We start from the raw sequence: 25,772 nt of genomic DNA on the forward strand, positions 1-25,772 counted from the left end.
TGGATCAGATCGGGTAGGCGGGCGCTTCGCCCTTGACGGTCATCCACTGCCACTGGGTGAATTCTTCCCAGTTGGCCGGGCCGCCGATGCTGGTGCCGTTGCCGGACGCACCCACGCCGCCGAAGGGATTGATCACTTCGTCATTCACCGTCTGGTCGTTGATGTGCAGCAGGCCGGTGCGCAGGCGCTCGCCCAGCTTCAGCGCGCGGCCCACGTTGCTGGACACGATGGCCATCGACAGGCCGTACTCGCTGTCGTTGGCCAGCTGCACTGCATGGTCGTCATCGTCGAACGGCACCACCACCGCCACCGGCGCGAAGATTTCTTCGTTGAACGCGGGGTTGTCGGCAGCCACGTTGCCCAGCACGGTGGGGGCGAAGAACAGGTCCTGGTGGGTACCACCGGCTTCCAACGTGGCACCGGCCTGCACCGCATCGGCCACTACGCGCGCGGCATGGTCGCGCTGGGTGGCGTTGATCAGCGGCCCGATGGCCACGTCTTCGCGTGCCGGGTCACCCACCTTCAGCGACTTCGCCTTGGCCACCAGTTTTTCCAGGAAGGCAGCGTGGATTTTCCGATGTACCAGCACGCGGCCGGTGGCCATGCAGATCTGGCCCTGGTGCAGGTACACGCCCCAGGCGGTGTTGGCCACGGCCAGATCCAGATCGGCATCGTCCAGGATGATCAGCGAATTCTTGCCGCCCAGTTCCAGCGACACCTTCTTCAGGTGCTTGCCGGCCGCTTCGCCCACCTTGCGGCCGGCCGCGGTGGAACCGGTGAACTGGATCATCGCCACGTGCGGGTCGCTGGTCAGCGCGGCACCGGCGGCGCCATCACCGGGCAACATGTGCAGCACGCCGGCGGGCAGCCCGGCCTGTTCGAACAGGCGGGCGATGACCGCGCCACCGCAGACCGCCGTGCGCGGATCGGGCTTGAGCACCACCGCATTGCCCAGCGCGATGGCCGGTGCCACCGCGCGCATGGCCAGGTACAGCGGGAAGTTGAACGGCGAAATGACCCCGACCACGCCCAGCGGGCGGCGCCGCGCCAGGTTCAGCCGGCCCGGTTCGGAGGGCAGGATTTCGCCGGTGCTGCGCGAGGGCAGCGCCGCCGCTTCGTGCAGCGCCTTGATGGTCACCTTGGCCTCGAAACCGGCCTTCAGGCGGGTCGAGCCGCTTTCGCGCACCAGCCAGTCCACCAGCGTGTCGATGTTGTCTTCGGCCAAGCGTGCGGCCTGGCGCAGCACCTGCGCGCGCTGTTCGTAGGGCGCGGCGGCCCAGGCGCGCTGTGCCTGCGCGGCCGCCGCGGCCGAACGTGCCACCTGCGCGGCATCGGCCAGGCCCACCTGGCCCAGCGTCTGGCCGGTGGCCGGTTCAAGCACCGGCTGCTGCTGCGCGGCGGCGCGCCACTGGCCATCGAAAAAAGCACCGGACCAGAGATCGGCCGGCAGCCACGGGGAAGATGCAGTCATGTTGGGTCCTCCAGTTACGTAGGGCCATTGCACGCCTTTCACTGCCGGGGCGGCAATCGGCCATTGGCTGTGCGCGGCCAGGTGATTGAATGCACAAGGCTTTCCAGCATCGCCGCTGTCCAGTTCGTGGACAGTGAACAGCGCGGCGGTGACCGCGCGCCTACAATGGCGGCCCCGCCAGCCGATGTGCCCGCCATGACCGATACCGCCCTGCCCACCGACGATCCGATTGCCGCCACCCGCCTGTGGCTGGAGCGCATCGTGATCGGCCTGAACCTGTGCCCCTTCGCCAAGGCCGTGTACGTGAAGGACCAGGTGCGTTTCGTGCTGAGCGATGCCACCACGCCGGAAGCGCTGGTGGAGCAGTTGGCCGAAGAACTGGTGCTGCTGCGCGACACCCCGGCCGAACAGATCGACACCACGCTGATCGTGCATCCGCAGGTGCTGGTGGATTTCCTGGACTACAACGATTTCCTGGACAACGCCGACGCGGCGATCGAGGCACTGGACCTGCAGGGCATCCTGCAGGTGGCCAGCTTCCACCCGGATTACCAGTTCGACGGCGTGGCCGCTGACGATGCCAGCAACTACACCAACCGTGCCCCCTTCCCCACCCTGCACCTGCTGCGCGAAGACAGCGTGGCGCGCGCGGTGGACGCCTTTCCGGACCCGGACGTGATCGTGGAGCGCAACATCCAGACCCTGGACCGCATTGGCGTGGATGGCTGGTACCGCCGCCTGCGCGGGGAAGACCTGTCGTGAGCGCGGCACCGCCGATCGCCACGTGGCCTGCGGTGCCCCTGCAGGGCAAGGTGGTGCTGGTCACCGGCGGTGCCAATGGCATTGGCCGCGGCATCGCCCAGGCGGTGCTGGGCGCCGGCGGCCGCGTGCTGATCGGCGATCTGGACACCGAGGCGGGCCAGGCCTGCCTGGACGAATGGCAGCGCGGCGATGATGCCGCGTTCCAGCGCCTGGACATTGCCGACGAAGGCAGCGTGCGCGACTTCATCGCCGTGGCGCAGCAGCGCTTCGGCCGCATCGATGGCCTGGTGAACAACGCCGGCATTGCCGGCCCGCATGGCACCACCCTGGAAAACATGGCGTGGGACGAATGGCAGCGGCGGCTGTCGTCGCTGCATGGCGCGTTCCTGTGCTGCAAGCACGCGCTGCCGGCACTGACCGCCAGTGGCGCAGGCGCGGTGATCAACATCGCCTCCACCCGCGCCTGGCAGTCCGAAGCGCACAGCGAGGCCTACGCCGCCGCCAAGGGTGGGCTGGTGGCCTTCACGCATGCACTGGCCATCAGCGCCGGCCCGGCGGTGCGGGTGAACAGCATCAGCCCGGGCTGGATCGGCACCAGTGCCTGGCAGGCGCCGTCGCGCCGCCACGCGCCGGACTATTCGGCCAGCGACCACGCCCAACACCCGGTGGGCCGCGTGGGCCAGCCCGAAGATATCGGCGCCCTGGCGGTGTACCTGCTGTCCTCGCTGTCCGGCTTCAGCACCGGCCAGGATTTCATCGTGGACGGCGGCATGACCCGAAAGATGATCTACGCCGAGTAGAGCACCGCTGCCGGTAGGTGCGGACCTTGGTCCGCACGATTGCCAGGCGGCACCGCGGCTCGGTAGGTGCGGACCTTGGTCCGCACAAATGCCAGGCGGCACCGCGGCTCGGTAGGTGCGGACCTTGGTCCGCACAAATGCCAGAAAGTGCCAACCAAGGTTGGCACCTACCACAGCACCACCGCTTCAAGGTTGGCACCTACCGCAACGGCACCGCGTTACGCCATGCCCGAATGCCGCAGCAGCGCGTCGATCTGCGGTGCGCGGCCGCGGAAGGCCTTGAAGTTATCCGCTGCGGCACGGCTGCCGCCGCGCGAAAGAATCTCGTCGCGGAAACGCGCACCGGTTTCAGCCAGCGCTTGCGGCGCTTCTTCGAAGGCCGCATACGCATCGGCACTCAACACTTCGGCCCACTTGTAGCTGTAATAGCCCGCCGCATAGCCACCGGCGAAGATATGGCTGAACTGGTGCGGGAAGCGATTCCACACCGGCGGATGGTTCACCGCCACTTCCGCGCGCACGCGATCCAGCAACGCCAGCACGCTGTCCTGCGCCGGTTCGAACTGGCTGTGCAGCAGCATGTCGAACAGCCCGAATTCAAGCTGGCGCACGGTCGCCATGCCGCTATGGAAGTTACGCGCGGCCAGCATGCGCTCGTACAGCGCGCGCGGCAGCGGCTCGCCACTGTCCACGTGCGCGGTCATCGCCTGCAGGTGGTCCCATTCCCAGCAGAAGTTCTCCATGAACTGGCTGGGCAGCTCGACCGCGTCCCATTCAACGCCGTTGATGCCGGCCACGCCCAGTTCGCCGATGCGGGTCAGCAGCTGGTGCAGGCCATGGCCCATTTCATGGAACAGGGTGGTGACTTCGTTGTGGCTGAAGGTGGCCGGCTTGCCGTCGGCACCGCGGCCGAAGTTGCACACCAGGTAGACCAGCGGCGTCTGCACGCTGCCATCGGCGCGTACGCGGCGGTTGCGGCAGTCGTCCATCCACGCGCCACCGCGCTTGCCTTCGCGCGCGTACAGGTCCAGGTAGAACTGGCCCACCAGCGCGCCCTGCGCATCCACCAGCCGGAAGAAGCGCACGTCGTCATGCCAGACCGGTGCGCTGTCGGGCTGCACGCGCAGGCCGTACAGCTGCTCGATCACCGCGAACAGGCCGGCCAGCACCTTCGGTTCGGTGAAGTACTGCTTCACCTGCTGCTCGGAATAGCTGTAGCGCGCCTGCTTCAGGCGGTCGGCGGCGAAGGCCAGGTCCCAGGCCTGCAGCGGTGCGATGCCCAGCTGTTCGCTGGCGAACTGTTCCAGTTCAGCGCGATCCTGTGCGGCGAACGGCTTGGCACGCACGGCCAGGTCACGCAGGAAGCCCAGCACTTCGGCCGGGTCCTGCGCCATCTTGGTGGCCACCGAGTAGTCGCCGTAGGAGGCGAAGCCCAGCAGCGCCGCCAGCTCGCCACGCAGGGCCAGGATGCGGTCGATGTTGCCGCTGTTGTCCAGCGCGTCGTCGCCGAATTCCGAGGCGCGCTGCGCGCTGGCGCGGTACAGGATCTCGCGCAGGTCGCGGTCTTCGCCCCAGGTCTGCACCGGCAGGTAGCACGGCATCTGCAGGGTCAGCTTCCAGCCCTCGTGGCCGTCCTTCTGCGCGGCCACACGCGCGGCGGCCTTCACGTCGTCGGGCACACCGGCCAGGCGCGCTTCGTCGTCCACCACCAGCGACCAGGCGTCGGTGGCATCGAGCACGTTCTGTGAGAACTTCGCCGACAGTGCCGACAGCTCCTCCTTGATCGCGGCGAAGCGCTGCTGCGCGGCCGGCTCCAGTTCGGCACCGCCCAGGCGGAAATCACGCAGGGTGTTGTCCAGCACCTTGCGTTGGGCCGCATCGAAGTGCGCCGCTTCGGCGCTGGCGGCCAGGGCCTGGTACTGGCGGAACAGCGCCAGGTTCTGGCCCAGCGCACTGGCGAAGCGGGTCACCCGCGGCAGGTTGCTGTTGTAGGCCTCGCGCAGCTCAGGGGTGTTCACCACGCCCTGCAGATGGCTGACCAGGCCCCAGGCGCGCCACAGGCGCTCGGTGGCGTCGTCCAGCGGGGTTACGAAGGTCTGCCAGGTGACCGGCTGCACCTGCTCGGCCGCGCTGACCGCCGCCTCGGCCTGGGCCAGCAGCGCATCCAGCGCCGGTGCCACGTGCTCGGGGCGGATCGCCTCGAAGCGCGGCAGGCCGGAAAAATCGAGCAGGGGGTTGGCTTCGGTCACGGCAGATCTCCAGGGGGACAGGCCCGGCGCGCGGGCATCACCGTCGATATGGCGCTGGCAGCGGCAGCAGACAAGGGGGCGGCGCACCGGGCATTCACACCGGCCTTACGGCACCGCGCCGAAGCTGGCGACGCGGGGGAGACCGCAGCGGTACGTACCGACGAGGCCCCACATGGAAGGTCTGGCTCCAGCCCCAACCGCAGCACCGGGCCGGTCGATGGCCCTGACGGCCAGTGCAAACGAACTGGCCTGGATCGCCGGGTTGTGCGACGCCGGCGACGATGCTCCGCGCCATCTTGCCCAGTTGCAGGCCGTGCAGCAGCAGGGCGGTCGATTGAATGAGACCCAGGAGTGGTATCCGTTCGAGGTGATCGAACGCGGCGCCAGCCATCTGCATCCCGGGCATGAGCGCGAGTTCGTGATCTGCGTGCTGCTATGGCTGCAGGCACTGGCCCAGGGCCGGGCCAGCAGCCTGGACCCGCATCTGCACCTGGATGACCGCGCGATGGATATCGAGGCGCTGCCCGATGCACTGCGCGATGCGGTGCTGGATGCGTTCATGGCGGCGGGGTATTGACCGCCAGAAGCAGTCGAGCATGGCTCGACTCTACAACGGCGTGCCCAGCACGATGTCGGCCCGTTTACAGCGCTTCCAGGCTGCAGCACGCCAGCTCGGGCAGCCCCTGCCCGGCCACGGCGGCGGCCAGCTGTGCATCGGCGCCGTCCACGTCGATGCCCTGCTTCAGGTACCACTCGGGGTTGTAATAGCTGTGCGCGTAGCGCTCGCCGGCATCGCACAGGATGCTGACGATGCTGCCGCTGCGCCCGGCCGCGCGCATCCACTGCGCGGCCTGCAGCACGCCGATGAAATTGGTGCCGGTGGAACCGCCCACGCGACGCCCCAGCTGGCGGCTGACATGGCGCATGGCGGCCAGGCTCAGCGCGTCGGGCACCTTCACCATCGCATCCACGCTGGTGGGAATGAAGCTCGGTTCCACCCGCGGCCGGCCAATGCCTTCCACCCGCGAACCGCCGCTGCAGGTCAGCCCACGCCAGTCCTGTTCACCGGCCACGGCCGCCTGGTAGCCGGCGTAGAACACCGAGACTTCCGGGTCGGCGCACAGGATGCGCGTGTCGTGGCGGCGGTAGCTGACATAACGGCCCAGGGTGGCGGCGGTGCCGCCGGTGCCCGGGCTGCACACGATCCAGTCCGGCACCGGGCTGGGCTCTTCGGCCATCTGCTTGAAGATGGATTCGGCGATGTTGTTGTTCGCACGCCAGTCGGTGGCGCGCTCGGCGTAGGTGAACTGGTCCATGAAGTGGCCGCCGGTTTCGCGGGCCAGGCGTTCGGATTCGCAGTTCAGGTCGCAGGCACGTTCCACCAGGTGGCAGCGCCCGCCATGGAATTCGATGGCCGCGATCTTTTCCGGCGAGGTGCTGGCCGGAATGACCGCCACGAACGGCAGCCCCAGCAGGCGTGCGAAATACGCTTCGGACACCGCGGTGGAGCCACTGGAGGCCTCGATCACCGGCCGCCCTTCACGCAGCCAGCCGTTGGCCAGCGCATACAGGAACAGCGAGCGCGCCAGCCGGTGTTTCAGGCTGCCGGTGGGGTGGCTCGACTCGTCCTTCAGATAGACATCGATCCCCGCAAACCCGGGCAGCGCCAGCGGGATCAGATGGGTATCGGCGGAGCGATTGAAATCGGCTTCGATCTTGCGGATGGCGGCAGCCACCCATTCACGCTGCGACATGGCGGAGAGTCGTTGTCAGGACGGAACGGTGCGATCCGTCCATTGTATGTCGCAATCAGCACGGTGGGCGCCCGTTAGAATGGTCCATCCGGCCGTTCCCGGCCCTGTCTGAAGGACTTCCCCCATGACCCTTGCCGCCCTGCGCGACGTTCCCGGCGTGGCTGCCCAGGCCCCGGCCGAAACCCACGGCTTCGTGTTCAACCACACCATGCTGCGGGTGAAGGACATCACCGCCTCGCTGGACTTCTACACCCGCGTGCTGGGTTACCAGCTGATCGACAAGCGCGATTTCGCCGAAGCCCAGTTCAGCCTGTACTTCCTGGCCTACGTGCCGGCCGGCGTGACCGTGCCGGAAGACGATGCCACCCGCCGGGTGTGGATGGCCGGCCTGCCGGGCGTGCTGGAACTGACCCACAACCACGGCACGGAAAGCCAGGACGGCCCGGTCTACCACGATGGCAACAGCGACCCGCGCGGCTTCGGCCACCTGTGCGTGTCGGTGCCGGCCCTGGAAGCGGCCTGCCAGCGCTTCGAGGATCTGGGCGTACCGTTCCAGAAGCGCCTGACCGACGGTCGCATGAAGAACATCGCATTCATCAAGGACCCGGACGGCTACTGGGTCGAGATCATCGCCAATACCTGATCGACAACCCGATCACGGAAGCGGAGGGGGCGGTCTGGCACTATCGGACCGCAAGCGTCTTGATCCCCTCCGTTCCCCCGTGATGAGGTGCGTATGGAAACGATGGAGCTGCACCGCGGCCGCCTGATCGACCACCTGCAGCTGGTGGTGCGCGACCTGGCCGCCAGCCGCCGCTTCTACCAGGCGGTGTTCGACACGATCGGCATTCCGGTGGCCGGCGAAGGCCCGGACTATTTCTGGGCCGACGAACTGTTCATTTCCACCGCCAGCAGCGGGGCCGCCGCCGGCCAACTGACCGGCCGCCACCATCTGGCGTTCCAGGCCCGTGATGCGGCCACCGTCGATGCCTTCCACCGCGCCGCCCTGGCCGCTGGCGGCACCGACAACGGCGCCCCCGGCGAGCGCCCCTACCACCCCGGCTACTACGGCGCCTTCGTACTCGACCCCGATGGCAACAACATCGAAGTGGTCTACCACGGCCCTGCCCGCTACAGCGCCGACTCGGTGAAAGTCACCTTCTGAACCCAGCGACGAAGGGGATCGCGTCGCTCTACCTCAGTGGGACGGAAGCGAGTTGATCCCCGCCGTCCCTGTCTGCAAGGAGCGTGCAATGAGGATGTGGTTGTCGTGCCTGTTGCTGTGGGCCCTGCTGGGCCAGAACGCCGCTGCGCAATCGCGCTGCACCGAAACGCCACGCGGTCTGCTGACTCCGGCGCGGGTGACCTGCACGCACCAGACCGCGTGGATCGATTCGGGCGTGGTCGGTCAGCGCCGGGTGACCTACCAGTTGCCGCTGGGCACACCGCCGGCACATGGCTGGCCGGTGGTACTGGTCTACCAGGGCTCGTTCTTCCCGCTGCAGAATTTCGATTACCGCAGCAACCAGCCGTTTGGCGGCTATTACGAAGGCAAGCTGATCCAGACCCTGCTCGACCACGGTTATGCGGTGGTGGCACCGGCCGCGCCGGCCGATCTGTTCTGGCAGACCAATGTGCCGGGCCTGAGTGCGGCCTACGAGCTGGGCACCGATTACGATTTCCTCAGCAACGTCTTCGATGCGATTGCCGCTGGCCAGTTCGGACCGCTCGACCCGCTGCGGCGCTATGCCACCGGTATTTCCAGCGGCGGCTACAACACCAGCCGCATGGCGGTTTCATTCCCGGGTGAATTCCGTGCGCTGGCCATCCAGTCCGGCTCGTACGCCACCTGCAGCGGGCCGCTGTGCGATGTACCGGCGGTGCTGCCGTCCGACCATCCGCCCACCTTGTTCCTGCAGGGATTCGTCGACACGGTGGTGCCGTGGTGGACCACCAACCGCTACTTCAACCGCCTGCAGGACCAGGGCCTGGAAACGGCGCTGTACACCGAACCACTGGGCGGGCATGAATGGTTCGCCAGTTCACCGGCGCGCGTACTGGCCTGGTTCGACGCACATCCGTAAGGCGCAGATCGCAGGCTAGACGCCCGTTGCACTTGTCATCGTGCGTACCGGTAGCGCCGGGCCATGCCCGGCGCACCGGAAAATCACAACGTCTGCGTTGTTGCAGCTTTTCCGCTGTACGAATACCTGCTGCGCGCCGGGGCCGACCCCGGCGCGCACACGGCACTCAGTGTGCCGCCATGTAGATGTCCTGCAGCACGGCCTTTTCCAGCTCCAGCTCGCCCAGCAGGTTCTTCACGATATCGCCCAGGCTGAGGATGCCGACCAGCGTGTTGCCCTCGGTCACCATCAGGTGGCGGCGGCGCGAGTACGTCATCAGCGACATGGCCTGCTTCAGCGTGGCGTCCGGCGCAATGCCTTCCAGGCCGGTGGAAGGCAGCGTGGAAATGACCCGGCGGCCGGCCTGCGGGCCGTCATCGGCCAGCACGCGCACGATGTCCTTTTCGGAAATGATGCCCACCGGGGCACCGTCCTTGACCACGACCAACGCGGCGATACGGTTCGCGCTCATCTTGTGCGCGGCGGCACCGATCGTGTCTTCGGCGTCGATGGTGATGACAGCTTCTTTCTTCGATTGCAGGAGTTCGCGGACGTTCATTCTTGTTTCCTGGTGCAGGTCACTGAAGTCAAAAAAGTGTGCTCTTCCGAATCGCCCCCTCCCCGGGAACAGACCTTTCAGCGCACGTCTGGCGCATGCTCCCTGCCGGTGAAAACAATGGGCAGGTGGCGTGCTGCAACGCGATCGAAACCCAATGCTGCAGCAGCAGCGAAGGCCCCGGTCGATTCGATTCTACGACTGCCCTGTGCGGCCACTACCGGCACCGGTGGGACAGTTCGTCGTGGAACCTGTCGACGATTCCGAGAATCGCACCCGCGCTGAAACCGGCGCTGAATACAGCCGCCCGCCAGCACTAAAGTTCGCGCCGCGCCGGCCGACGCACGTGCAGCCGCCCGACCCTGCAAAGTCAGGGGAACGGGCGCCAGCTGCCCAGCACCGCCTCGGTGCTGTACTGCGCCGCCTCATCGCCCGACAGATGGTGCGACCACGGCACGCGTTCCTCCGGCGAGGCACCGGGCCCGGTGCTGCCGAATTCGCCGTAGTAAGTGGTACGTTCGGCATCGGGCTTGTCCCAGTTATGCCAGCCGGCCTGCACGATGTGCGGGCCCAGGTTGGACTGCAGGAACACCGTGCGCGCGAACGGCCGCCACGGCCGGCCCAGGTAGGTGGTGCCGGCGCCTTCGCCACGCAGCAGCGCACGCCGGAACACATAACCGAAGCGCTGGCCTTCCGGCGTGGACGCGGCAGTCACCCAGCCCAGCCGGCCCTTGGACACGATCGTGCAGTCATCGAACAACGCGGTGGCCGCGCCGAAGATGAAGTCCACCGTGCCTTCGATATAGCAGTCCTTGAAGTGCAGCACGCTGCCTTCGTGGGTGTACAGCGTGTCCTGGTTGCCAAGCAGGCGCACGTTGCGGAAGCCACCCCGTGGCGGCGCCGCGTACAGCGCCAGCGCCTGGCCGACATTGCCGGCCGTATTCTCGATGGTCAGGTCTTCGGCGATGAACTCATCGCCATACACATAGACCGTGGCCGAGCCACTGGTGCGCATCGCCTTGCCGGTGGCCGGGTCAACCAGGTCGGCGTAATTGTTCCAGCTGATGATCGAGGCGCCCGCACCCGCGCCGCGCAGTGTCACCCGGCTCTTTTCCTTGGGCACTTTCACTACCCCGCGGTACAGGCCTTCGCGCAGCACGATCACCTGGCGCGTGCGGTTACCATCGGGCACGGCATCGATGGCGGCCTGCACGCTGCGGTAGTCGCCACTGCCATCGGCGGCCACCACCCAGTCACGGGCAGTGGCCGGCACGCTGGCACACAGCAGCAGTACCGCCAAGGGAAGGAAACGACGGCATGGAATACGCATGTTGGCTCCAGCTGGACGTGGCAACGGTCAGAACTTGTAGCGCAGGCCGACCAGGTATTCGCGCCCGGTCTGGGTGTAGGTCAGCGGCAGCTTCCACGCCGTCGTGCCCACCCATTCGTTGCTGGTTTCGTTGGTCAGGTTGATCGCTTCCAGGCTGATTTCCAGCTGGTCGTCGATCTTCCAGCTGATCGAGGCATCCACCGTGTCCACCGCATCCATGCCGTGGAAGCTGAAGCCCTGCACGCTGGCCGGCACCTGCGTGTAGTAGCCGTCGCGATGGGTGTAGGACACGCGCGCGCCCAGCTTCTCGCCTTCGTAGAACAGCGTGCTGTTGTACGCATTCTTCGACAGCCCGGTCAGATCGGTCTTCAGCGATGCCGCACCGGTGGAAGTGAGGTACTGGATCTGCGAATCCACCCAGGTGTAGTTCAACTGCAGGCCCAGGTTGCTCCAGCGCCCGGGCAGGAAGCTGAAAGGCTGCACATAGTTGAACTCGGCGCCCTTCAGGTCACCGCCCGGGGTGTTCAGCGGGCGGGTGAAGGTGAAGTCCTCGTTGGGCGATACGCCGGTGCCGTCGAGCAGACTGGTCGGCAGGCCGCTGGCGGTGAACGGCATCACCGTGCTGGTACCCTGCACGAAGCTTTCGATGTCCTTGTGGAACAGCGCCAGCCCCAGCAGGCCGCCTTCCTGGAAGTACCATTCCACACCCAGGTCCAGCGTGCGTGCGCGGATCGGGTCCAGGTTGGGGTTGCCGCCGTTCACGTAGCGGTGGCCGCTGGACAGGCTGAGGGTGGTGCCCGGCGTGAGCGATGACAGCCCCGGCCGTGCCATCACCTTGGCCGCACCGAAGCGCAGCATCACGTCGGGGCCCAGCTCGGCCACCAGGTTCAGCGAGGGCAGCGTGTCGGTGTAGTCGCGCGAGACATGGGTCAGCACCATCGCACCATCCACGGTGGAATAGCCGGTGGACGACTGGGTGGTCTTCACCCGGCGCACGCCCACGTTGCCCGACACCGGCACGCTGCCGATATCGAAGCCGAACTCACCCATCAGCCAGGCACCGCGGTCGCGCTCTTCCACGCTGCGCCGCGTGGCGTTGCGTTCGTACAGCTGGTAGATGCCCTGCCCGCTGTAGATGCCCAGCAGCTGCGACAGCGCGGCCAGATCCGGCACCGCCCAGGCATCAGGCGCACCGGCCACGCCACCCAGGCGCGCGATGTCCACCATCGCTGCCGGCACGGTGTAGCTGCCATCGGCGAAGGCCGGCACCACCGTCTCGCTCCTTCGGCGGTATTCGCTGGTGTCGAACTGGTAGTCCTTGGCCAGCAGACCGCCCTTCAGGGTGAACGACGGCCCGAAGTTCCAGCTGAAATCCAGCGCGGCGGTGTCGAAGGTATTGGTGGCGTACTGCGGGCGCAGGCGCACTTCGGCCAGGGTCCAGCCCGTGGCGTCGGTGGGATCGATGCCGTAGTTGAAGGTCGGGTGGGTGACGCTGTCGCGGAAATCGTAGCTGTAGCCGGCCACGTTGGCCTTGTCCATGATCAACGTGGTCTGCACCGGGTTGGCGTGCTTGGAACTGGAATGCCCGGCCAGCAGGTTGATCTTGAACGCATCGCTGAAGCGGTGTTCACCGCTCAGCGAGACCTGCTTGAACTCGGTGCTCCATTCGTCGCGGCGCTGTTCCGAGCGCACGCCGGCGCCATCGAACACGCCGTACAGCAGCGCGCCGGAGGTCGGATCGATGTAGCCATCGCGCAGCAGCATGTTCTGCTTCTGCGCCGAATAGGCGAACGAGATCGCCTCGATGTACTTCTCGCTGCGCACGGTGTCGATCTTCGAATACAGCGCGTCCAGCGCGAATTCGGTGTTGTCGGTCGGCTTCCACTGCAGCGCGGCGGTCACGCCCAGGCGCTTCTGGTCGTGTTCCAACAGCGTGTAGCGCGGGAAATACGGGTGCCACACGCCATCGGCCAGGCCGGCGGTGAACGGCGATGCCGGATTGAAGCCGCCATTGCTGCTGGCGCTGTACCAGCGCCCGGTGTTGCTGCCTTCTTCGCGCACCTGGCGCTCGGAATAGGCCACCGACAGCAGGCCACCGAAGCGGCCATCGGCCCAGGTATCGGCAATCAGCGCGGCCGCGCGCGGGCTGGCCTTGTTCGACAGATCGTTGAAGCTGCCCTGCCCGCTGGCAGCGAAGGTAAAGCCGTCGTAGTCGAACGGACGTGCGGTGCGCAGGTCCACCGTGGCGCCCAGCGAACCCTCTTCCACGTCGGCCGAGGCGGTCTTGCGCACGATCAGCTGCGAGAACAGGTCCGAGGCGAACACGTTGAAGTCGAAGCCGCGGCTGCGGTTGGTGCCGCCGGACTGGTCCGAGCCACCCACGGTGGTCAGCGCTTCCAGGCCATTGATACGCACGCGGGTGAAATCCGGGCCCAGCCCGCGCACGGAAATATTGCGGCCTTCGCCGGCGTCGCGGGTGATGGTCACCCCGGGAATGCGCTGCAGCGATTCGGCCAGGTTCAGATCGGGGAAGTTGGCGATGTCCTCGGCGACGATCGCATCGACCATGCCCTTTTCAGAGCGCTTGATGTCCAGCGCCTTTTCCACGCTGGCGCGGTAGCCGGTCACGGTCACCGCATCCAGGTCGGTGGGGTTGGCGCCGCTGTCCTGCGCGGCGGCCGGGCCAGCCAGGGCCAGCAGCACGGCGCTGGCCAGCGCGCTGGCGACGAAGGTAACCGGTGTCTTTTTGCGATTCAGCCTGTGCGTCATGAAAATCCCTTGCAATCACTGCTACTGGCGGTCGTAGGTGCGCATCAGTTGATGACACCGGGGGACAGGCAACGTAACAGTGTCATCCGGCTGAAACATCGTGCGGCGCAACACGGCGCCACACGCAGCCAGGGGATATCAGGCGGTATGTGCGGCCGGCGGCGCCGGCGGTGGCAGCGCGCGCGGCGGGCGGGTGGCCCACCAGCACAGCAGGGAACCGGCGGTCACGCAGGCCACCCCACGCACGAAGCCCATGCCCGGCTGCAGCGACAGCCACAGGCTGCTCCACAGCACCGACAGCACCGGCGCGAAGTAGGAAAAGATCGCCATCAAGGTGACGTTGCCGTGCTGCAGGCCGTGGTTCCAGCAGCCATAGGCGGTGGCGGTCAGCAGGCCGAACACCGCCACCTGGGCCAGCCCACCCCAGTGCAGGTGCAGCGGCGGCGCATCGCCCAGCAGGTACTTCAGCCACAGCACCACCGCGGTGGCGGCCATGAACAGCGGTACCGCATTGCGGGTGCCGCCGATGCGCTTGGTCACCAGCGAATAGGTAGCCCACATGCAGGCCGCGCCCAGTGCCAGCGCATAGGCCAGCGGGTTGCTGCGCAGGTTGCCCCACAGCACCGCCGGCGACCACGCGCCCTCGCCGGTCACCACCATCACCACGCCCAGCAGGCACAGCACCGTGGCCGGCAGCAGCAGCCAGTTGCCGCGCTGCATGCGGGTCAGCACCGTCAGCAGCACGGTCAGGCACGGCCACAGGTAATTGATCATCACCAGTTCCAGCGCCTGCCCACGGTGGTGGGCCAGACCGATGGACAGCGACAACGACGCCTCGGTACCGATGAACAACGCACCGCCCAGCAGCAGGTAGCGGCGCGGCAGCTGCGAAGGCCGCGGCATGCCCAGCATCAACGCGGAAAAGAACGCGGCAGCGGTAAAGATCAGTGCGGCGCCACCGGTGGCACCGAAGATCTCGCTGATCGTGCGCAGCATGCCCAGCGTGGGGCTCCACAGCAGCACGGCACTGGCGCCGATCAGGGTAGGAAGATGGGGGGACGCAGAAGCGCGCAGCGCGCGGAAGCCGTACATGGGGGCGACGACAACAAGGGCAGTTCGGTTGAAAGGCACGCGCCCGCCTGCGCCCGGCCCCGACAACGGGGCAGGCAGGACAGAGGGACAGGTGAGTCCTGGGAAGTACGCTGGTCCGTAGCGACGTCCCCGGAATGCCCCGGCACTGTGCGTTGCAGGGGAAAACGGCGGGAGGCGGGTTACAGCAGCCGACTGGCCGAAGCGGATTGTACGCCTTCGATGTTGCGCCGCAATAGAACCCTGTTCAGGCGCTACGTGGCGCGGTCGCGGCGGAAGCGCGGCAGCCCGCGCAGGCGCTCCACCAGCCACTGCGCCGCGCCCGACAACGGCCACTCCGCACGGTGGATCAGCCACAGCGTATCGCGCACCGGATCGCCACATTCCACCGTGTCGATCAACGCCGGCTGTGCGAACGATTCGCGTGCGTGGCGCGGAATGACAGTGAAGCCCAGGCCGCGCGACACCGGCTCCAGGATCAGCGCGACCTGGTTGGTGAAGCCGTGCACCGGCAGCGTGCCCACCCCGGGGTTGCCCGGGAAGCGCCGCGACAACAGGCGGGTAGCCATCGCTCGTCCATCGGGGTGGTCGATGAAGCCCAGCCGCTGCAGATCCGCCCAGTCTTCGGCCTGCGCACCGGCAGGCACCACCAGTTCCAGCACTTCCTCGGTGAAGGCCGAGGCGGCCACGCGCGGGTCGTCCGGCTTCAGCGTCACCAGGCCCAGTTCGTACTGTTTGTTCACCACCGCCTGCAGCGCTTCCGGGTCGGGCGCGAAGCGGTGGCGGATCACCAGCCCCGGGTGATTGCGCTGGTAGTCCAGCAGGATGGGATACAGCGCCAGGCCCACGCTGCCGGGGCTGATCAGGCTGACCTCACCCTGGTCTGAAACCGTCTGCGACAGGCTCGCCCGCAAGCGCCCCTGCGCGCGCTCCATGTCCTGGATGAAGGCCAGCAAGGCGGTGCCCGCCGGGGTCAGCTCGACCTGCCGCGGCCGGCGGATCAACAGCGGCCCCAGTTCGTCTTCCAGGTGGCGTACGTGCTGGCTCACCGCGGCCTGGGTCAGGCCGAGCTGCTGCGCCGCACGGGTGAAGCCGCCGTGGGCGACCACGGCCGCGAACGAGCGCAGCCACTGCGGATTATGCATAAGCAGGTTTTATCCACGGGATAAGTCGCCATTAGACCACCTATGGGCAGGGGCCACCTACGCTTGTAAGGCCCTCTTTCCCTGCCCTGTTCCGCTCCCCCATGAAAATGAACGCCATCCACTGGCCCGACGGCTACCTGCCGGGCCTGACCGACAACTTTGTCTCCAACGAAGTGATCGTTGCCGGCCTGACCGCGGCAGACATCTGGCCGCTGCTGGCCACCCCGGCGCATTGGCCGACCTACTACGCCAACTCGGCCAACGTGCGCTTCCACGATGACAGCGGGCCGGTGCTGGCAGCCGGCGACCGCTTCCAGTTCGAAACCTTCGGCTTCCCGGTCGAAGCGCGCTGCACCGAATACGTTGCGCCCACCGCCGGCACGCCGGGCCGGGTGGCGTGGCACGGCTGGGCCGGCGACGAAGGCGCCGCCGATCGGCTGGATGTCCACCATGCCTGGCTGGTGGAAGACCTGGACGGTGGCCGCGTGCGCATCCTCACCCAGGAAACCCAGAACGGCGCACCGGCCAAGGCCCTGCAGGCGGCCAAGCCCAACCCGATGATCAACGGCCACCAGGACTGGCTGGACGGTCTGGTCGGCGCTGCCCGCGCCCTTCCGCGGCGCTGATCCATCCCTGCCCGCCCGTTCGCTGCTCCCCCCGCTACCGAGATCTTCATGACCGCTCTGTTCAGTCCCTTCACCCTGAAGGGCATCACGCTCCGCAACCGCATCGCCATTCCGCCCATGTGCCAGTACTCGGCGCACGAGGGCTATCTCAGCCCGTGGCACACCACCCATTACGCCGGCATGGCGCGGGGTGGCGCCGGTCTGGTCATCGTTGAAGCCACCGCCGTTTCCGCTGAAGGCCGCATCACCCCCGGCTGTGCCGGGCTGTGGGAAGACGGCCAGATCGAAGGCATGGCGCAGGTTGCCGCGGCAATCAAGGCCGCTGGCGCCGTGCCGGGCATCCAGATCGGCCACGCCGGGCGCAAGGCCAGCGCCAACCTGCCGTGGGAAGGCGACGACCACATTGCCGAGGGCGACCGCCGCGGCTGGCCGACGCTGGCGCCGTCCGCGCTGGCCTTCGGCGGCGGGCTGGGCAAGGTGCCGCAGGCGATGACGCTGGATGACATTGCGCGCGTGCAGGCCGATTTCGTGGCCGCCGCCCAACGCGCGCTTGCCGCCGGCTTCCAGTGGCTGGAACTGCACTTCGCCCATGGCTATCTGGCGCAGAGCTTCTTCTCGCCGGTGGCCAACCAGCGTACCGATGCCTACGGCGGCAGCGCTGAAAACCGCGGCCGCTTCCTGCGCGAAACCCTGGCCGCCGTGCGCCGCGTGTGGCCCGAACACCTGCCGCTGACCGCGCGCTTCGGCGTCGTGGAATACGACGGCAACGACGAAAGCTTCTACGACGAAGCCGCGCAGCTGGTGCGGAATATGCGCGATGGCGGGCTGGACCTGATCGACGCCAGCATCGGCTTTTCCACCGCCGCCAGTCGCGCACCGTGGGGCCCGGGCTTCTTCGTTCCGGTGGCCGCACGCCTGAAGCGCGATGTGCAGATGCCGGTGGCCGCGAGCTGGTGCATCGACGATCCGCACATGGCCGAAAAGGCCGTGGGTGAGGGCAGCATGGATCTGGTGCTGATCGCCCGTGCGCACCTGGCCAACCCGCACTACCCGTACCAGCTGGCGCTGGCACTGGGCGAACAGAACCCGGCCGGCGTGCTGCCGCCGCCCTACGCCTACTGGCTGTCGCGCTACCGCGGCCCCGGCAAGGGCGCCGCGCAGTAACGGCGCAGCACCGGCGCCGTTGTCAGCCGCTGCCGTGGAACTGCAGCCCCACCCCGGGCAGCGTCTGGATGTAACGCGGTGCGGCGGCGCTGTCGCCGATCTTCGGCCGCAGGCGTGCCAGCAGGATGCGGATGTAGTGCGCATCGCGGTTGTGGGTGGGGCCCCATATGCCGGTCAGGATGACCGGCTGGGTCACCACCCGCCCGGCGTTGCGGGCCAGCAGCAGAAGCAGCGCGTACTCCTTGCGCGACAGCGCAAGGGGGCTGCCCTGGAAGGTGACCACGTGGGTCTGGTCGTCGATGCACAGGCAACCGTCGTCGAAGCGGAACGGCTCATCGCCGCTGCGGCTGGCCGAGCGCAGCAGCACCCGGATTCGCGCCATCAGTTCATCGATGCCGAACGGCTTGGTGACGTAGTCATGTGCACCGCCATCGAGCGCGGCCACTTTCTCGCGCTCACCGGCGCGGGCCGTCAGCATGATCACCGGCGCCGGCGAAAACGCCCGCAACTGGGCCAGCACCGCGTGCCCGTCCATGTCGGGCAGGCCGACATCCAGCACCACGATATCCACGCTGCAGCTGCGGGCCACGTCCAGCCCGCCCTGCCCGTTCTCGGCCAGCAGCACCGTATAGCCCTGCGCACGCAGGCTGATCTGCAGGAAGCGACGGATATGCGGCTCATCATCGATGACCAGCACGTTGATGCCCGATTCCACGGCGGCAATCTGCGTCACATCGGGTTCCTCATGCCGCCGTGGGCCGCAGCATCGGCAGGGTGATGCGGATGACCGTGCCCACGCCATCCGGCCCGGCAAACGCTTCAACCGATCCGCCATGCGCGCCGATCATGCCCTGCGCGATCGTCAGGCCCAGCCCGGTGCCCTTGCGGTTCCTGTCGCCACGCTCGACGCTGTAGAACATGTCGAAGATGCGCTTGCGCTCGTCTTCGGGAATGCCGGGGCCACGATCGCGCACGTCGATCTGCAGGTTGCCGCCAAGCAGGCGAGCGGACACATCCACCGCCGCGCCCGGTGGTGAGAACTTCGCGGCGTTCTCCAGCACATTGAACAGCCCCTGTTCGACCAGCGCCGGATGCACCCAGATGGGCGGCACGTCCGCGGCGATGGCCACATCCAGCGTGACCCCCGGCTGGTACCGGCGCAGACGCCCGGCGGCCGATCCGATCAGCTCATCCACGCCCACCCAGTCCCGGTTCAACGTCAGCCCATCGTGGCCCAGCCGGGTCATGTCCAGCAGGTTCTGGATGTAGCGGTCCAGCCGATCGCCCTCCTCCAGGATGGTGTCCAGCAGGTTCGCCTTGTCCTCGGCCGACAGCGCATCGGGATAGCTCACCAGGCTGCTGGCCGAACCAATCATCGACGCCAGCGGCGAGCGCAGGTCATGCGACACCGACGACAGCAGCGCCGAGCGCAGGCGCTCGGTTTCATTGCTCACCCGCGCGCCCTCCAGATCGGCCACCAGCCGGGTGCGCATGATGGCCTGGGTCACATCGTCGATCATCGCTTCGGCAAGGCGGCGCTGCTCGGGCGCCAGGCGCGCGGTGTCCTCGCCCCAGCGCAGCCCCATCACCCCCACCACGGTGCGGTTGGCCAGCAGCGGAACGAACCACCACGGCGAGGCGGCCAGCGTATCGGTGAAGCGCCCGGCCTGCTGGCGGTGCGCCAATGACCAGTCCGCCGCCGCCCGATCGGTGCCCTGCAGCAGCGTACCGGGCGACTGCTCGGTGCGATCGGCGGACTGGATCCACACCGCAACCCCCAGGCTGCGTTCCATCGCAATGCGCCCCACATGCAGCACCTGGCCCAGGTCGGCCGCGCTGCTCAGGCCGCGCCCCAGCCGTTCCATCATCGTGGCCTGCGCATTGACCGCACGCAGCGCCAGGATCTGCGCGCGCAGCCGGGTGGCCAGGCTGCCACAGACCAGTGCGGCCACCAGGAAGATGACCACCGTGGCCACGCCGCGGTTGGCGCTGATGCTGAAGGTGAAGGTGGGTTCGATGAAGAAGAAGTTGTAGCTGAAGAAGCACAGCGCCGCGGTGCCAACCACGCCCAGCATGCTGGTGCGGGTGGCCACCAGGATCACCGCCACGATGAAGACCATCGACATGTCGTCGATTCCGAGCCACCGCTGCGCCATCCACGCAGCCACGATCGCCCCCAACGTGGCCAGCACGGCGGCGGTCAGATCGTGCCGCAGCAGCGAACGGTCGGGAATGCGCAGGCGGCGGCGCGCACGCGCACGTGCTTCGGGCGAGCTGATGATGACCAGTTCGTAATGCGCACCGCGCTGCAGCAGTTGCTGGGTCAGCGTGCGGTTGATCATGCGGGCCAGCGGCCGCTCGCGGGTGCGGCCCACGATCAGCGTGGATGCACCGCAGCGTTCGGCGTGGTCCAGCAACGCATCGGCCACGTGGGTGCCATGCACCACTTCGGCGTCCGCACCCAGGCTGCGTGCCAGTGCAAAGGCCCGGTCCAGCTCGGCCTGGCGCGTGGCCTCCACCGGCTTGCCCGACTGCACCGTCACCACCGTCCAGGGCGCATCACGGCGCTGGGCGATCCTGCGCCCCGCGCGCACCATGTATTCCGATGCGCCCATGCCATCGATGGCGATCAGCACCCGGTTGCGCAGCGCAATGCCGGGCAGGCCGCGTGCGATCTGCGATTCGCGCAGGTCTTCTTCCACGTGGTCGGCCGCCGTCTGCATGGCCAGTTCGCGCAGCGCCGCCAGGTTGGACGGCGAAAAGAACGCCTGCAAGGCGTGGGTCGCCTGCTCGGGCAGGTAGACCTTGCCCTGGTTCAGGCGTTCAATCAGTTCGCGCGCGGGAAGGTCGACCAGGCGGATGTCGCGCAGGCGGTCGAACACCGCATCGGGCACGGTTTCGCTGACGCGGATGCCGGTGATGCGATGGACGACGTCGTTCAGGCTTTCCAGGTGCTGGATGTTGATCGTGGTGTAGACATCGATGCCCGCATCCAGCAGATCGATCACATCCTGCCAGCGCCGTTCATGGCGGCTGCCCGGTACGTTGCGATGGGCCAGCTCATCGATCAACGCCACCTGCGGGCGGCGCGCCAGGATCGCATCGACATCCAGTTCCTGCAGCTTGCGCCCCTGGTATTCAATGCGCCTGCGCGGAATCAGCTCCAACCCGTCCACCAGCGCGGCGGTTTCGGAGCGGCCGTGGGTTTCGACGATCCCCACCACCAGGTCGATGCCCTGGCGGCGCAGCTCGCGTGCGCGCGACAACATGGCGTAGGTCTTGCCCACGCCCGGTGCGGCGCCCAGGAAGACGGTCAGGTGGCCGCTGTTCTGACGGCGCAGTTCGCCCGCCAGCGCATCGGCCTTGGCATTGCGGTCATCGTTCATGGGCAGGTTCCATCAGGTGTGCGCAGGCCCTTGTGCGTACACAGGGGCGGCTCGATCCGAGCGTGCCGCGCTCAGTTCCGGGTCGGGGCCGGTGCCACCTGGTCCAGCGCCAGGTTCAGCTCCAGCACGTTCACGTGCGGCGCACCATAGAGGCCAAAGCGCATGCCTTCGGTGTGCCTGGCCAGCAAGGCCTGCACATCGGCAGCCTGCATGCCGCGTGCCTTGGCCACGCGCTGCACCTGGATCTGCGCGGCCTGCGGCGAGATATGCGGATCGATGCCGCCACCAGACTGGGTCACCAGATCGCTGGGCACCGCTTCCGGGGCCACGCCGTCGCGCGCCGCCACGGCCGCGCGGGCCTCGTCCACCCGCTTGCGCAGGTCCGGGTTGGTGCGGGCCTGGTTGCTGCCGGCCAGCGCCATCACGTCGTACGACGCGGCCGACGGGCGCGACTGGAAGTAGCGGTCATCGGCAAACGGCTGTGCCACCAGCGCCGAGCCGACCACCTTGCCGTCGCGCTCGATCAGGCTGCCACTGGCGGCCGCGGGGAACATCAGTTTCCCCAGGTTCGTGGCCGCCAGCGAGTAGACGAAACCAAAGCCCAGCAGCGAGGTGATCGCCAGGCCGATGGATGCGCGCCAGACGCCACTGCGGGTGGGAGCGGAGTGCGACGAAGCGTGTTCAATGATGTTGTTCATGGCAGGTCCTCAGGCACCGAACACGGCGGCCAGCGCCATGTCGATCAATTTGATGGCCGGGAACGGCAGCAGCACGCCGCCCAGGCCGTACACCAGTACATTGCGGCGCAGCAGCGCGGTGGCGCTGGCGGCACGGAAGCGCACACCGCGCAGGGCCAGCGGAATCAGGATCGGAATGATGATCGCGTTGAAGATCAGCGCGGCCACCACCGCATTGGTCGGGCTGGACAGGTGCATCACGTTCAGCGCGGCCATCGAGGGAACGGCGGCGAACATCGCCGGCAGGATGGCGAAGTACTTGGACACGTCATTGGCCAGCGAGAACGTGGTCAGCGCGCCGCGGGTGATCAACTGCTGCTTGCCCACTTCCACCACCTGCAGCAGCTTGGCCGGATCCGAATCCAGGTCGACCATGTTGCCGGCTTCCTTGGCTGCCTGCGTGCCCGAATTCATCGCCAGGCCGACGTCGGCCTGCGCCAGCGCCGGCGCATCGTTGGTGCCGTCGCCCACCATCGCCACCAGGCGCCCCGAGGCCTGTTCCTGGCGGATACGGGCCAGCTTGTCTTCCGGGCGTGCCTCGGCGATGTAGTCATCCACGCCCGCTTCGGCAGCGATGGCCGCGGCGGTCAGCGGGTTGTCGCCGGTGATCATCACCGTCTTGATGCCCATCGCACGCAGCTGCGCGAACTTTTCCTTGATGCCGTGCTTGACCACGTCGGACAGTTCGATCACCCCCAGCAGGTGGCGACCATCGGCCACCACCAGTGGCGTCGCACCATTGCGGGCTACCTGCTCCACGCGCGCCGACAGTTCCGGCGACGGTTCCGAGCCCAGCGACTGCGCGTACTTCACCATGGCGTCGATGGCGCCCTTGCGGATGGCACGCACCTGGCCATCGGCCAGATTCAGATCGACACCGGACATGCGGGTGTGCGCACTGAACGGCACGAAGTGCGCGTTGGTCGGCTCTTCGATGGGCGTGTTCGGCTGGCGGGCCAGCTTGACGATCGACTTGCCTTCCGGGGTCGGGTCGGCCAGCGAGGACAGCAGCGCTGCTTCGCGCAGGCGCTGCATGTCCACGCCCGCCAGCGGATGGAACGCCGTGGCCTGGCGATCGCCGTGGGTGATGGTGCCGGTCTTGTCCAGCAGCAGCACGTCCACGTCACCGGCCACTTCCACCGCCTTGCCCGACTTGGCCAGCACGTTGGACGACAGCGCGCGGTTCATGCCGGCGATGCCAATGGCCGGCAGCAGGCCACCGATGGTGGTCGGGATCAGGCAGACCAGCAACGCGACCAGCAGCAGCGGGTCCAGCGAAATGCCCACGAAACCGGCGATGGACGGCAGGGTCAGCACCACGATCAGGAAGGTCAGCGTCATGGTGACCAGCAGCAGGCCCAGCGCGATCTCGTTGGGGGTCTTCTGCCGGTTGGCGCCTTCCACCAGCGAAATCATGCGGTCCAGGAAACTGTTGCCCGGTTCGGCGGTCACCCGCACCACGATCTCGTCGGACAGCACCTTGGTGCCACCGATCACGCCGGAGCGGTCGGTACCGGCCTCACGCAGCACCGGTGCCGATTCGCCGGTCACCGCCGATTCGTTGATGGTGGCCAAACCACGGATGATCTCGCCGTCGGCGGGCACGATCTCGCCCGCCGACACCACCACCAGATCGTCCGGGCGCAGCTCGGCGGCCGGCACCGAGACCGCGCTGGCCGGCATGGCCGCGTCGCTGATCCTGCGTGCTACCAGATCCTTGCGTGCACGGCGCAGCGAGGCGGCCTGGCCGCGACCGCGCGCTTCGGCCACGGCCTCGGCGAAGTTGGCGAACAGCACGGTGACCAGCAGCAGTGCGGTAACCGCCCAGCCGGTACCGGTGGCGGCCTTGCCGGCGATGGTCAGGCCCGCCGTGAGCAGGGTGCCCAGCCACACCACGGCCATCACCGGGTTGCGGAAGGCATGGCCAGGCGACAGCTTGGCGAAGGACGCAATGACAGCGGCCTTGAACCCGGCGGCATCCAGCAGCGCCGGGCGACCGGGGCGATGCCCGGTGTGCATGGAAGTATCAGTCATTGGGAAATCCTCAGAAGGCCTTGAGCGCCAGGTGATCGGCGATGGGGCCCAGTACCAGAACCGGCATGAATTGAAGCAGCGTCAGGATGACGACCACCGCGATCAGGGTGAGTGCGAAGGTGGGCGTTTCCACGTGCAGCGTGCCCGGGCTTTCCGGAACGGCACGCTTGCGCGCCAACATCGCCGAAATGACCAGCGGGATGATCAGTGCCGGGTAGCGACCCAGCGCCAAAACCACCGCACAGGTCAGGTTCCACCAGTAGGTGGCATCGCCCAGACCTTCGAAGCCGGAGCCGTTGTTGGCAAAGGCCGAAGTGAATTCATAGAACACCTGGCTGATGCCGTGGAAGGACGGGTTGGAATTGCCGGTCAGGCTGGGCACGGCCAGGGTGATGGCGGTGAGGGACAGCAGAACCAGCGGCTGCAGCAGCACCAGCACGGCCAGCAGTTTCACTTCCGGCGCTTCGATCTTGCGGCCGAACAGTTCCGGGGTGCGGCCGGTCATCAGGCCGGCCAGGAACACGCTCAGCAACAGATAGACCAGGAACTGCTGCAGGCCGCAGCCGATGCCACCCCAGATGGAGTTGACCAGCATGTTGCCGATCGTGACCAGGCCGGTCAGCGGCGCCAGCGAATCGTGCATGGCGTTGACCGAGCCGTTGGAGGTCTGCGTGGTCAACGCCGCCCACAGCGCCGATGCGTCGGCGCCGAAGCGCACTTCCTTGCCCTCCATCAGTGCAATGTCCGTACTGGTGGACGACAGCGATTCAGACCACAGGGCCACACCGGTGGAAACCAGCGACATGGCCAGCATGGTGCCGACCACCAGCGCGGTGAAGCGGCGGCGCCCGGTGAAGGCGCTGACCATGAAGGCGATGCTGACCGGAATCAGGATAAGGGCCAGGGTTTCCAGCAGGTTGGAAAGCGCGGTCGGGTTTTCCAGCGGCACGGCACTGTTGGGGCCATACCAGCCACCGCCATTGGTACCCAGCTGCTTGGCCGCCACCATCGAGGCCACCGGCCCCAACGGAATCTTCTGCTCGGCCATGCCCGCAGACGCGTCGATGGGCGTGGCCACCGGGCCGCCGTTCAACGTGGACGGCACGCCCTGCCAGGTCAGCAGCAGCGACCACAGCAGGCACAGCGGCAGCATCAGGCGCACGGCCGGGCGGATGACATCGGCCCAGTAGTTGCCCAGGTCGGGTTCGCCATCGCTTGCAACGACCGACGGCGCGCGATCCTTGCCCGTAGCGGCCAGCACATCGCGCCTGCGCCCGCCGAACAGGCCGCGCAGGGTTGCCACCACCAGGGCCAGGCCCATCATCGGGGTGATCACCTGCAGGCCAACGATGCCGGTCATCTGCGCGAAGTAGGACAACTGCGCCTGGCCGGAATAATGCTGCTGGTTGGTGTTGGTCAGGAACGAGACCATGGTGTGCAGCGCCAGGTCCCAGCGCATGTTCGGCGCGTTGTTGGGGTTCAGCGGCAACCAGGCCTGGGTCATGAAGATGGCCAGGGTCAGCACGGCCAGTACCAGGTTGCTGACCAGGAACGCCGTAACGTACTGCTTCCAGCCCATACCCTGGCCAGGCGCAACGCCCAGGATGCGATAGAGCGGCCGTTCGATCAGGCCAAACACGCGGTCACCCCACATGGGGTTGCCACGCATCACCGCCGCCAGATAGCGGCCAATGGGCCAGCCCAGCAACAGGGCCAGCGCAATTACGGAAAGGAACTCGAACATGGGATGTCCCACCTTGTTGTGGTTGGATCGCCG

At 67.4% G+C, this 25,772-nt stretch carries 21 protein-coding genes; 8 read left to right on the forward strand and 13 right to left on the reverse strand.

Annotated elements, in window-relative coordinates; all coding sequences use genetic code 11:
- Positions 1-4: 4 nt before the first annotated feature.
- A complete protein-coding gene (locus C1933_RS17030; RefSeq protein ID WP_108754207.1) occupies positions 5-1,471 on the reverse strand; it encodes a benzaldehyde dehydrogenase in 1,467 nt (488 codons plus the stop codon).
- 195 nt (positions 1,472-1,666) lie between these two features.
- Between C1933_RS17030 and C1933_RS17035 the strand changes: the two genes are divergently transcribed.
- Together C1933_RS17035 and C1933_RS17040 are read left to right on the forward strand one after the other, a co-directional pair.
- Complete coding sequence (locus C1933_RS17035; RefSeq protein WP_108754208.1) at positions 1,667-2,233, forward strand: DUF1415 domain-containing protein; 567 nt, start codon at positions 1,667-1,669, stop codon at positions 2,231-2,233.
- Entirely contained in the window at positions 2,230-3,033 is an 804-nt protein-coding gene (locus C1933_RS17040; RefSeq protein WP_108754209.1) for an SDR family oxidoreductase, read from the forward strand. Before C1933_RS17035 ends, C1933_RS17040 begins: the two co-directional genes overlap by 4 nt.
- 218 nt (positions 3,034-3,251) lie before the next feature.
- Here C1933_RS17040 and C1933_RS17045 read toward each other — a convergent pair whose 3' ends face one another.
- On the reverse strand, positions 3,252-5,282 hold the full coding sequence (locus C1933_RS17045) for a M3 family metallopeptidase (protein ID WP_108754210.1): 2,031 nt from the start codon (positions 5,280-5,282) through the stop codon (positions 3,252-3,254).
- Positions 5,283-5,499: 217 nt separating this feature from the next.
- Between C1933_RS17045 and C1933_RS17050 the strand changes: the two genes are divergently transcribed.
- A complete protein-coding gene (locus C1933_RS17050; RefSeq protein ID WP_234414560.1) occupies positions 5,500-5,859 on the forward strand; it encodes a hypothetical protein in 360 nt (119 codons plus the stop codon).
- Between the two features lie 64 nt (positions 5,860-5,923).
- On the opposite strand, the gene C1933_RS17055 is transcribed toward C1933_RS17050, so the two are convergent.
- Entirely contained in the window at positions 5,924-7,036 is a 1,113-nt protein-coding gene (locus C1933_RS17055; RefSeq protein ID WP_108754212.1) for a PLP-dependent cysteine synthase family protein, read from the reverse strand.
- Positions 7,037-7,160: 124 nt separating this feature from the next.
- On the opposite strand from C1933_RS17055, the gene gloA reads away from it, so the two are divergent.
- The 3 genes from gloA (at position 7,161) to C1933_RS17070 (ending at position 9,120) form a co-directional block, all read left to right on the forward strand.
- A complete protein-coding gene (gloA, locus tag C1933_RS17060) occupies positions 7,161-7,679 on the forward strand; it encodes a lactoylglutathione lyase (protein ID WP_108754213.1) in 519 nt (172 codons plus the stop codon).
- Positions 7,680-7,772: 93 nt separating this feature from the next.
- Entirely contained in the window at positions 7,773-8,201 is a 429-nt protein-coding gene (locus tag C1933_RS17065) for a VOC family protein (protein WP_108754214.1), read from the forward strand.
- Positions 8,202-8,289: 88 nt separating this feature from the next.
- Positions 8,290-9,120 (forward strand): prolyl oligopeptidase family serine peptidase, encoded by an 831-nt coding sequence (locus tag C1933_RS17070; RefSeq protein ID WP_108754215.1) that lies wholly within the window; start codon positions 8,290-8,292, stop codon positions 9,118-9,120.
- A gap of 166 nt (positions 9,121-9,286) precedes the next feature.
- Here the strand turns inward: C1933_RS17070 and C1933_RS17075 are convergent, their stop codons facing one another.
- The 5 genes from C1933_RS17075 to C1933_RS17095 all read right to left on the reverse strand — a co-directional run bounded on the left by C1933_RS17075 (position 9,287) and on the right by C1933_RS17095 (position 16,048).
- Positions 9,287-9,718: a CBS domain-containing protein gene (locus C1933_RS17075; protein ID WP_108750461.1), complete on the reverse strand. Its 432-nt coding sequence runs from the start codon at positions 9,716-9,718 to the stop codon at positions 9,287-9,289.
- A gap of 367 nt (positions 9,719-10,085) precedes the next feature.
- Positions 10,086-11,045: a pectinesterase family protein gene (locus tag C1933_RS17080; RefSeq protein WP_108754216.1), complete on the reverse strand. Its 960-nt coding sequence runs from the start codon at positions 11,043-11,045 to the stop codon at positions 10,086-10,088.
- A 27-nt stretch (positions 11,046-11,072) separates the two neighbouring features.
- Positions 11,073-13,814: a TonB-dependent receptor gene (locus C1933_RS17085; RefSeq protein ID WP_108754217.1), complete on the reverse strand. Its 2,742-nt coding sequence runs from the start codon at positions 13,812-13,814 to the stop codon at positions 11,073-11,075.
- A gap of 138 nt (positions 13,815-13,952) precedes the next feature.
- Positions 13,953-14,906, reverse strand: coding sequence for an aromatic amino acid DMT transporter YddG (yddG, locus tag C1933_RS17090; RefSeq protein ID WP_108754218.1), 954 nt, complete (start codon positions 14,904-14,906; stop codon positions 13,953-13,955).
- Between the two features lie 251 nt (positions 14,907-15,157).
- The gene (locus tag C1933_RS17095) at positions 15,158-16,048 is read right to left on the reverse strand and encodes a LysR family transcriptional regulator (RefSeq protein ID WP_108754219.1); all 891 of its coding nucleotides are present in this window, start codon (positions 16,046-16,048) and stop codon (positions 15,158-15,160) included.
- A gap of 101 nt (positions 16,049-16,149) precedes the next feature.
- Between C1933_RS17095 and C1933_RS17100 the strand changes: the two genes are divergently transcribed.
- The gene (locus C1933_RS17100; RefSeq protein ID WP_199911380.1) at positions 16,150-16,674 is read left to right on the forward strand and encodes an SRPBCC domain-containing protein; all 525 of its coding nucleotides are present in this window, start codon (positions 16,150-16,152) and stop codon (positions 16,672-16,674) included.
- A gap of 48 nt (positions 16,675-16,722) precedes the next feature.
- The gene (locus C1933_RS17105) at positions 16,723-17,838 is read left to right on the forward strand and encodes an NADH:flavin oxidoreductase/NADH oxidase (protein ID WP_108754221.1); all 1,116 of its coding nucleotides are present in this window, start codon (positions 16,723-16,725) and stop codon (positions 17,836-17,838) included.
- A 22-nt stretch (positions 17,839-17,860) separates the two neighbouring features.
- On the opposite strand, the gene C1933_RS17110 is transcribed toward C1933_RS17105, so the two are convergent.
- The 5 genes from C1933_RS17110 to kdpA form a co-directional block, all read right to left on the reverse strand.
- Positions 17,861-18,571: a response regulator transcription factor gene (locus tag C1933_RS17110; protein WP_234412688.1), complete on the reverse strand. Its 711-nt coding sequence runs from the start codon at positions 18,569-18,571 to the stop codon at positions 17,861-17,863.
- Between the two features lie 10 nt (positions 18,572-18,581).
- Entirely contained in the window at positions 18,582-21,224 is a 2,643-nt protein-coding gene (locus tag C1933_RS17115; RefSeq protein ID WP_108754223.1) for a sensor histidine kinase KdpD, read from the reverse strand.
- A 71-nt stretch (positions 21,225-21,295) separates the two neighbouring features.
- Positions 21,296-21,922 carry a potassium-transporting ATPase subunit KdpC gene (kdpC, locus tag C1933_RS17120; protein ID WP_108754224.1) on the reverse strand — a complete coding sequence of 209 codons (627 nt, stop codon included), beginning with the start codon at positions 21,920-21,922 and terminating at the stop codon, positions 21,296-21,298.
- A 9-nt stretch (positions 21,923-21,931) separates the two neighbouring features.
- Positions 21,932-23,980 carry a potassium-transporting ATPase subunit KdpB gene (kdpB, locus tag C1933_RS17125; RefSeq protein ID WP_234414743.1) on the reverse strand — a complete coding sequence of 683 codons (2,049 nt, stop codon included), beginning with the start codon at positions 23,978-23,980 and terminating at the stop codon, positions 21,932-21,934.
- Positions 23,981-24,005: 25 nt separating this feature from the next.
- Entirely contained in the window at positions 24,006-25,739 is a 1,734-nt protein-coding gene (gene kdpA, locus C1933_RS17130; RefSeq protein WP_108754226.1) for a potassium-transporting ATPase subunit KdpA, read from the reverse strand.
- Positions 25,740-25,772: the final 33 nt, after the last annotated feature.

The organism is Stenotrophomonas sp. ZAC14D2_NAIMI4_6 (assembly GCF_003086875.1).
Taxonomy (GTDB): domain Bacteria; phylum Pseudomonadota; class Gammaproteobacteria; order Xanthomonadales; family Xanthomonadaceae; genus Stenotrophomonas.

Coding starts and splice junctions, on each gene's coding strand:
- C1933_RS17095 (WP_108754219.1), bottom strand. CDS start 16,048: ATGCATAATCCGCAGTGGCTGCGCTCGTTCGCGGCCGTGGTCGCCCAC.
- yddG (WP_108754218.1), bottom strand. CDS start 14,906: ATGTACGGCTTCCGCGCGCTGCGCGCTTCTGCGTCCCCCCATCTTCCT.
- C1933_RS17055 (WP_108754212.1), bottom strand. CDS start 7,036: ATGTCGCAGCGTGAATGGGTGGCTGCCGCCATCCGCAAGATCGAAGCC.
- C1933_RS17035 (WP_108754208.1), top strand. CDS start 1,667: ATGACCGATACCGCCCTGCCCACCGACGATCCGATTGCCGCCACCCGC.
- C1933_RS17065 (WP_108754214.1), top strand. CDS start 7,773: ATGGAAACGATGGAGCTGCACCGCGGCCGCCTGATCGACCACCTGCAG.
- C1933_RS17075 (WP_108750461.1), bottom strand. CDS start 9,718: ATGAACGTCCGCGAACTCCTGCAATCGAAGAAAGAAGCTGTCATCACC.
- C1933_RS17050 (WP_234414560.1), top strand. CDS start 5,500: ATGGCCCTGACGGCCAGTGCAAACGAACTGGCCTGGATCGCCGGGTTG.
- C1933_RS17085 (WP_108754217.1), bottom strand. CDS start 13,814: ATGACGCACAGGCTGAATCGCAAAAAGACACCGGTTACCTTCGTCGCC.
- kdpA (WP_108754226.1), bottom strand. CDS start 25,739: ATGTTCGAGTTCCTTTCCGTAATTGCGCTGGCCCTGTTGCTGGGCTGG.
- C1933_RS17070 (WP_108754215.1), top strand. CDS start 8,290: ATGAGGATGTGGTTGTCGTGCCTGTTGCTGTGGGCCCTGCTGGGCCAG.
- C1933_RS17030 (WP_108754207.1), bottom strand. CDS start 1,471: ATGACTGCATCTTCCCCGTGGCTGCCGGCCGATCTCTGGTCCGGTGCT.
- gloA (WP_108754213.1), top strand. CDS start 7,161: ATGACCCTTGCCGCCCTGCGCGACGTTCCCGGCGTGGCTGCCCAGGCC.
- C1933_RS17100 (WP_199911380.1), top strand. CDS start 16,150: ATGAAAATGAACGCCATCCACTGGCCCGACGGCTACCTGCCGGGCCTG.
- kdpB (WP_234414743.1), bottom strand. CDS start 23,980: ATGCACACCGGGCATCGCCCCGGTCGCCCGGCGCTGCTGGATGCCGCC.
- C1933_RS17105 (WP_108754221.1), top strand. CDS start 16,723: ATGACCGCTCTGTTCAGTCCCTTCACCCTGAAGGGCATCACGCTCCGC.
- C1933_RS17080 (WP_108754216.1), bottom strand. CDS start 11,045: ATGCGTATTCCATGCCGTCGTTTCCTTCCCTTGGCGGTACTGCTGCTG.
- C1933_RS17115 (WP_108754223.1), bottom strand. CDS start 21,224: ATGAACGATGACCGCAATGCCAAGGCCGATGCGCTGGCGGGCGAACTG.
- kdpC (WP_108754224.1), bottom strand. CDS start 21,922: ATGAACAACATCATTGAACACGCTTCGTCGCACTCCGCTCCCACCCGC.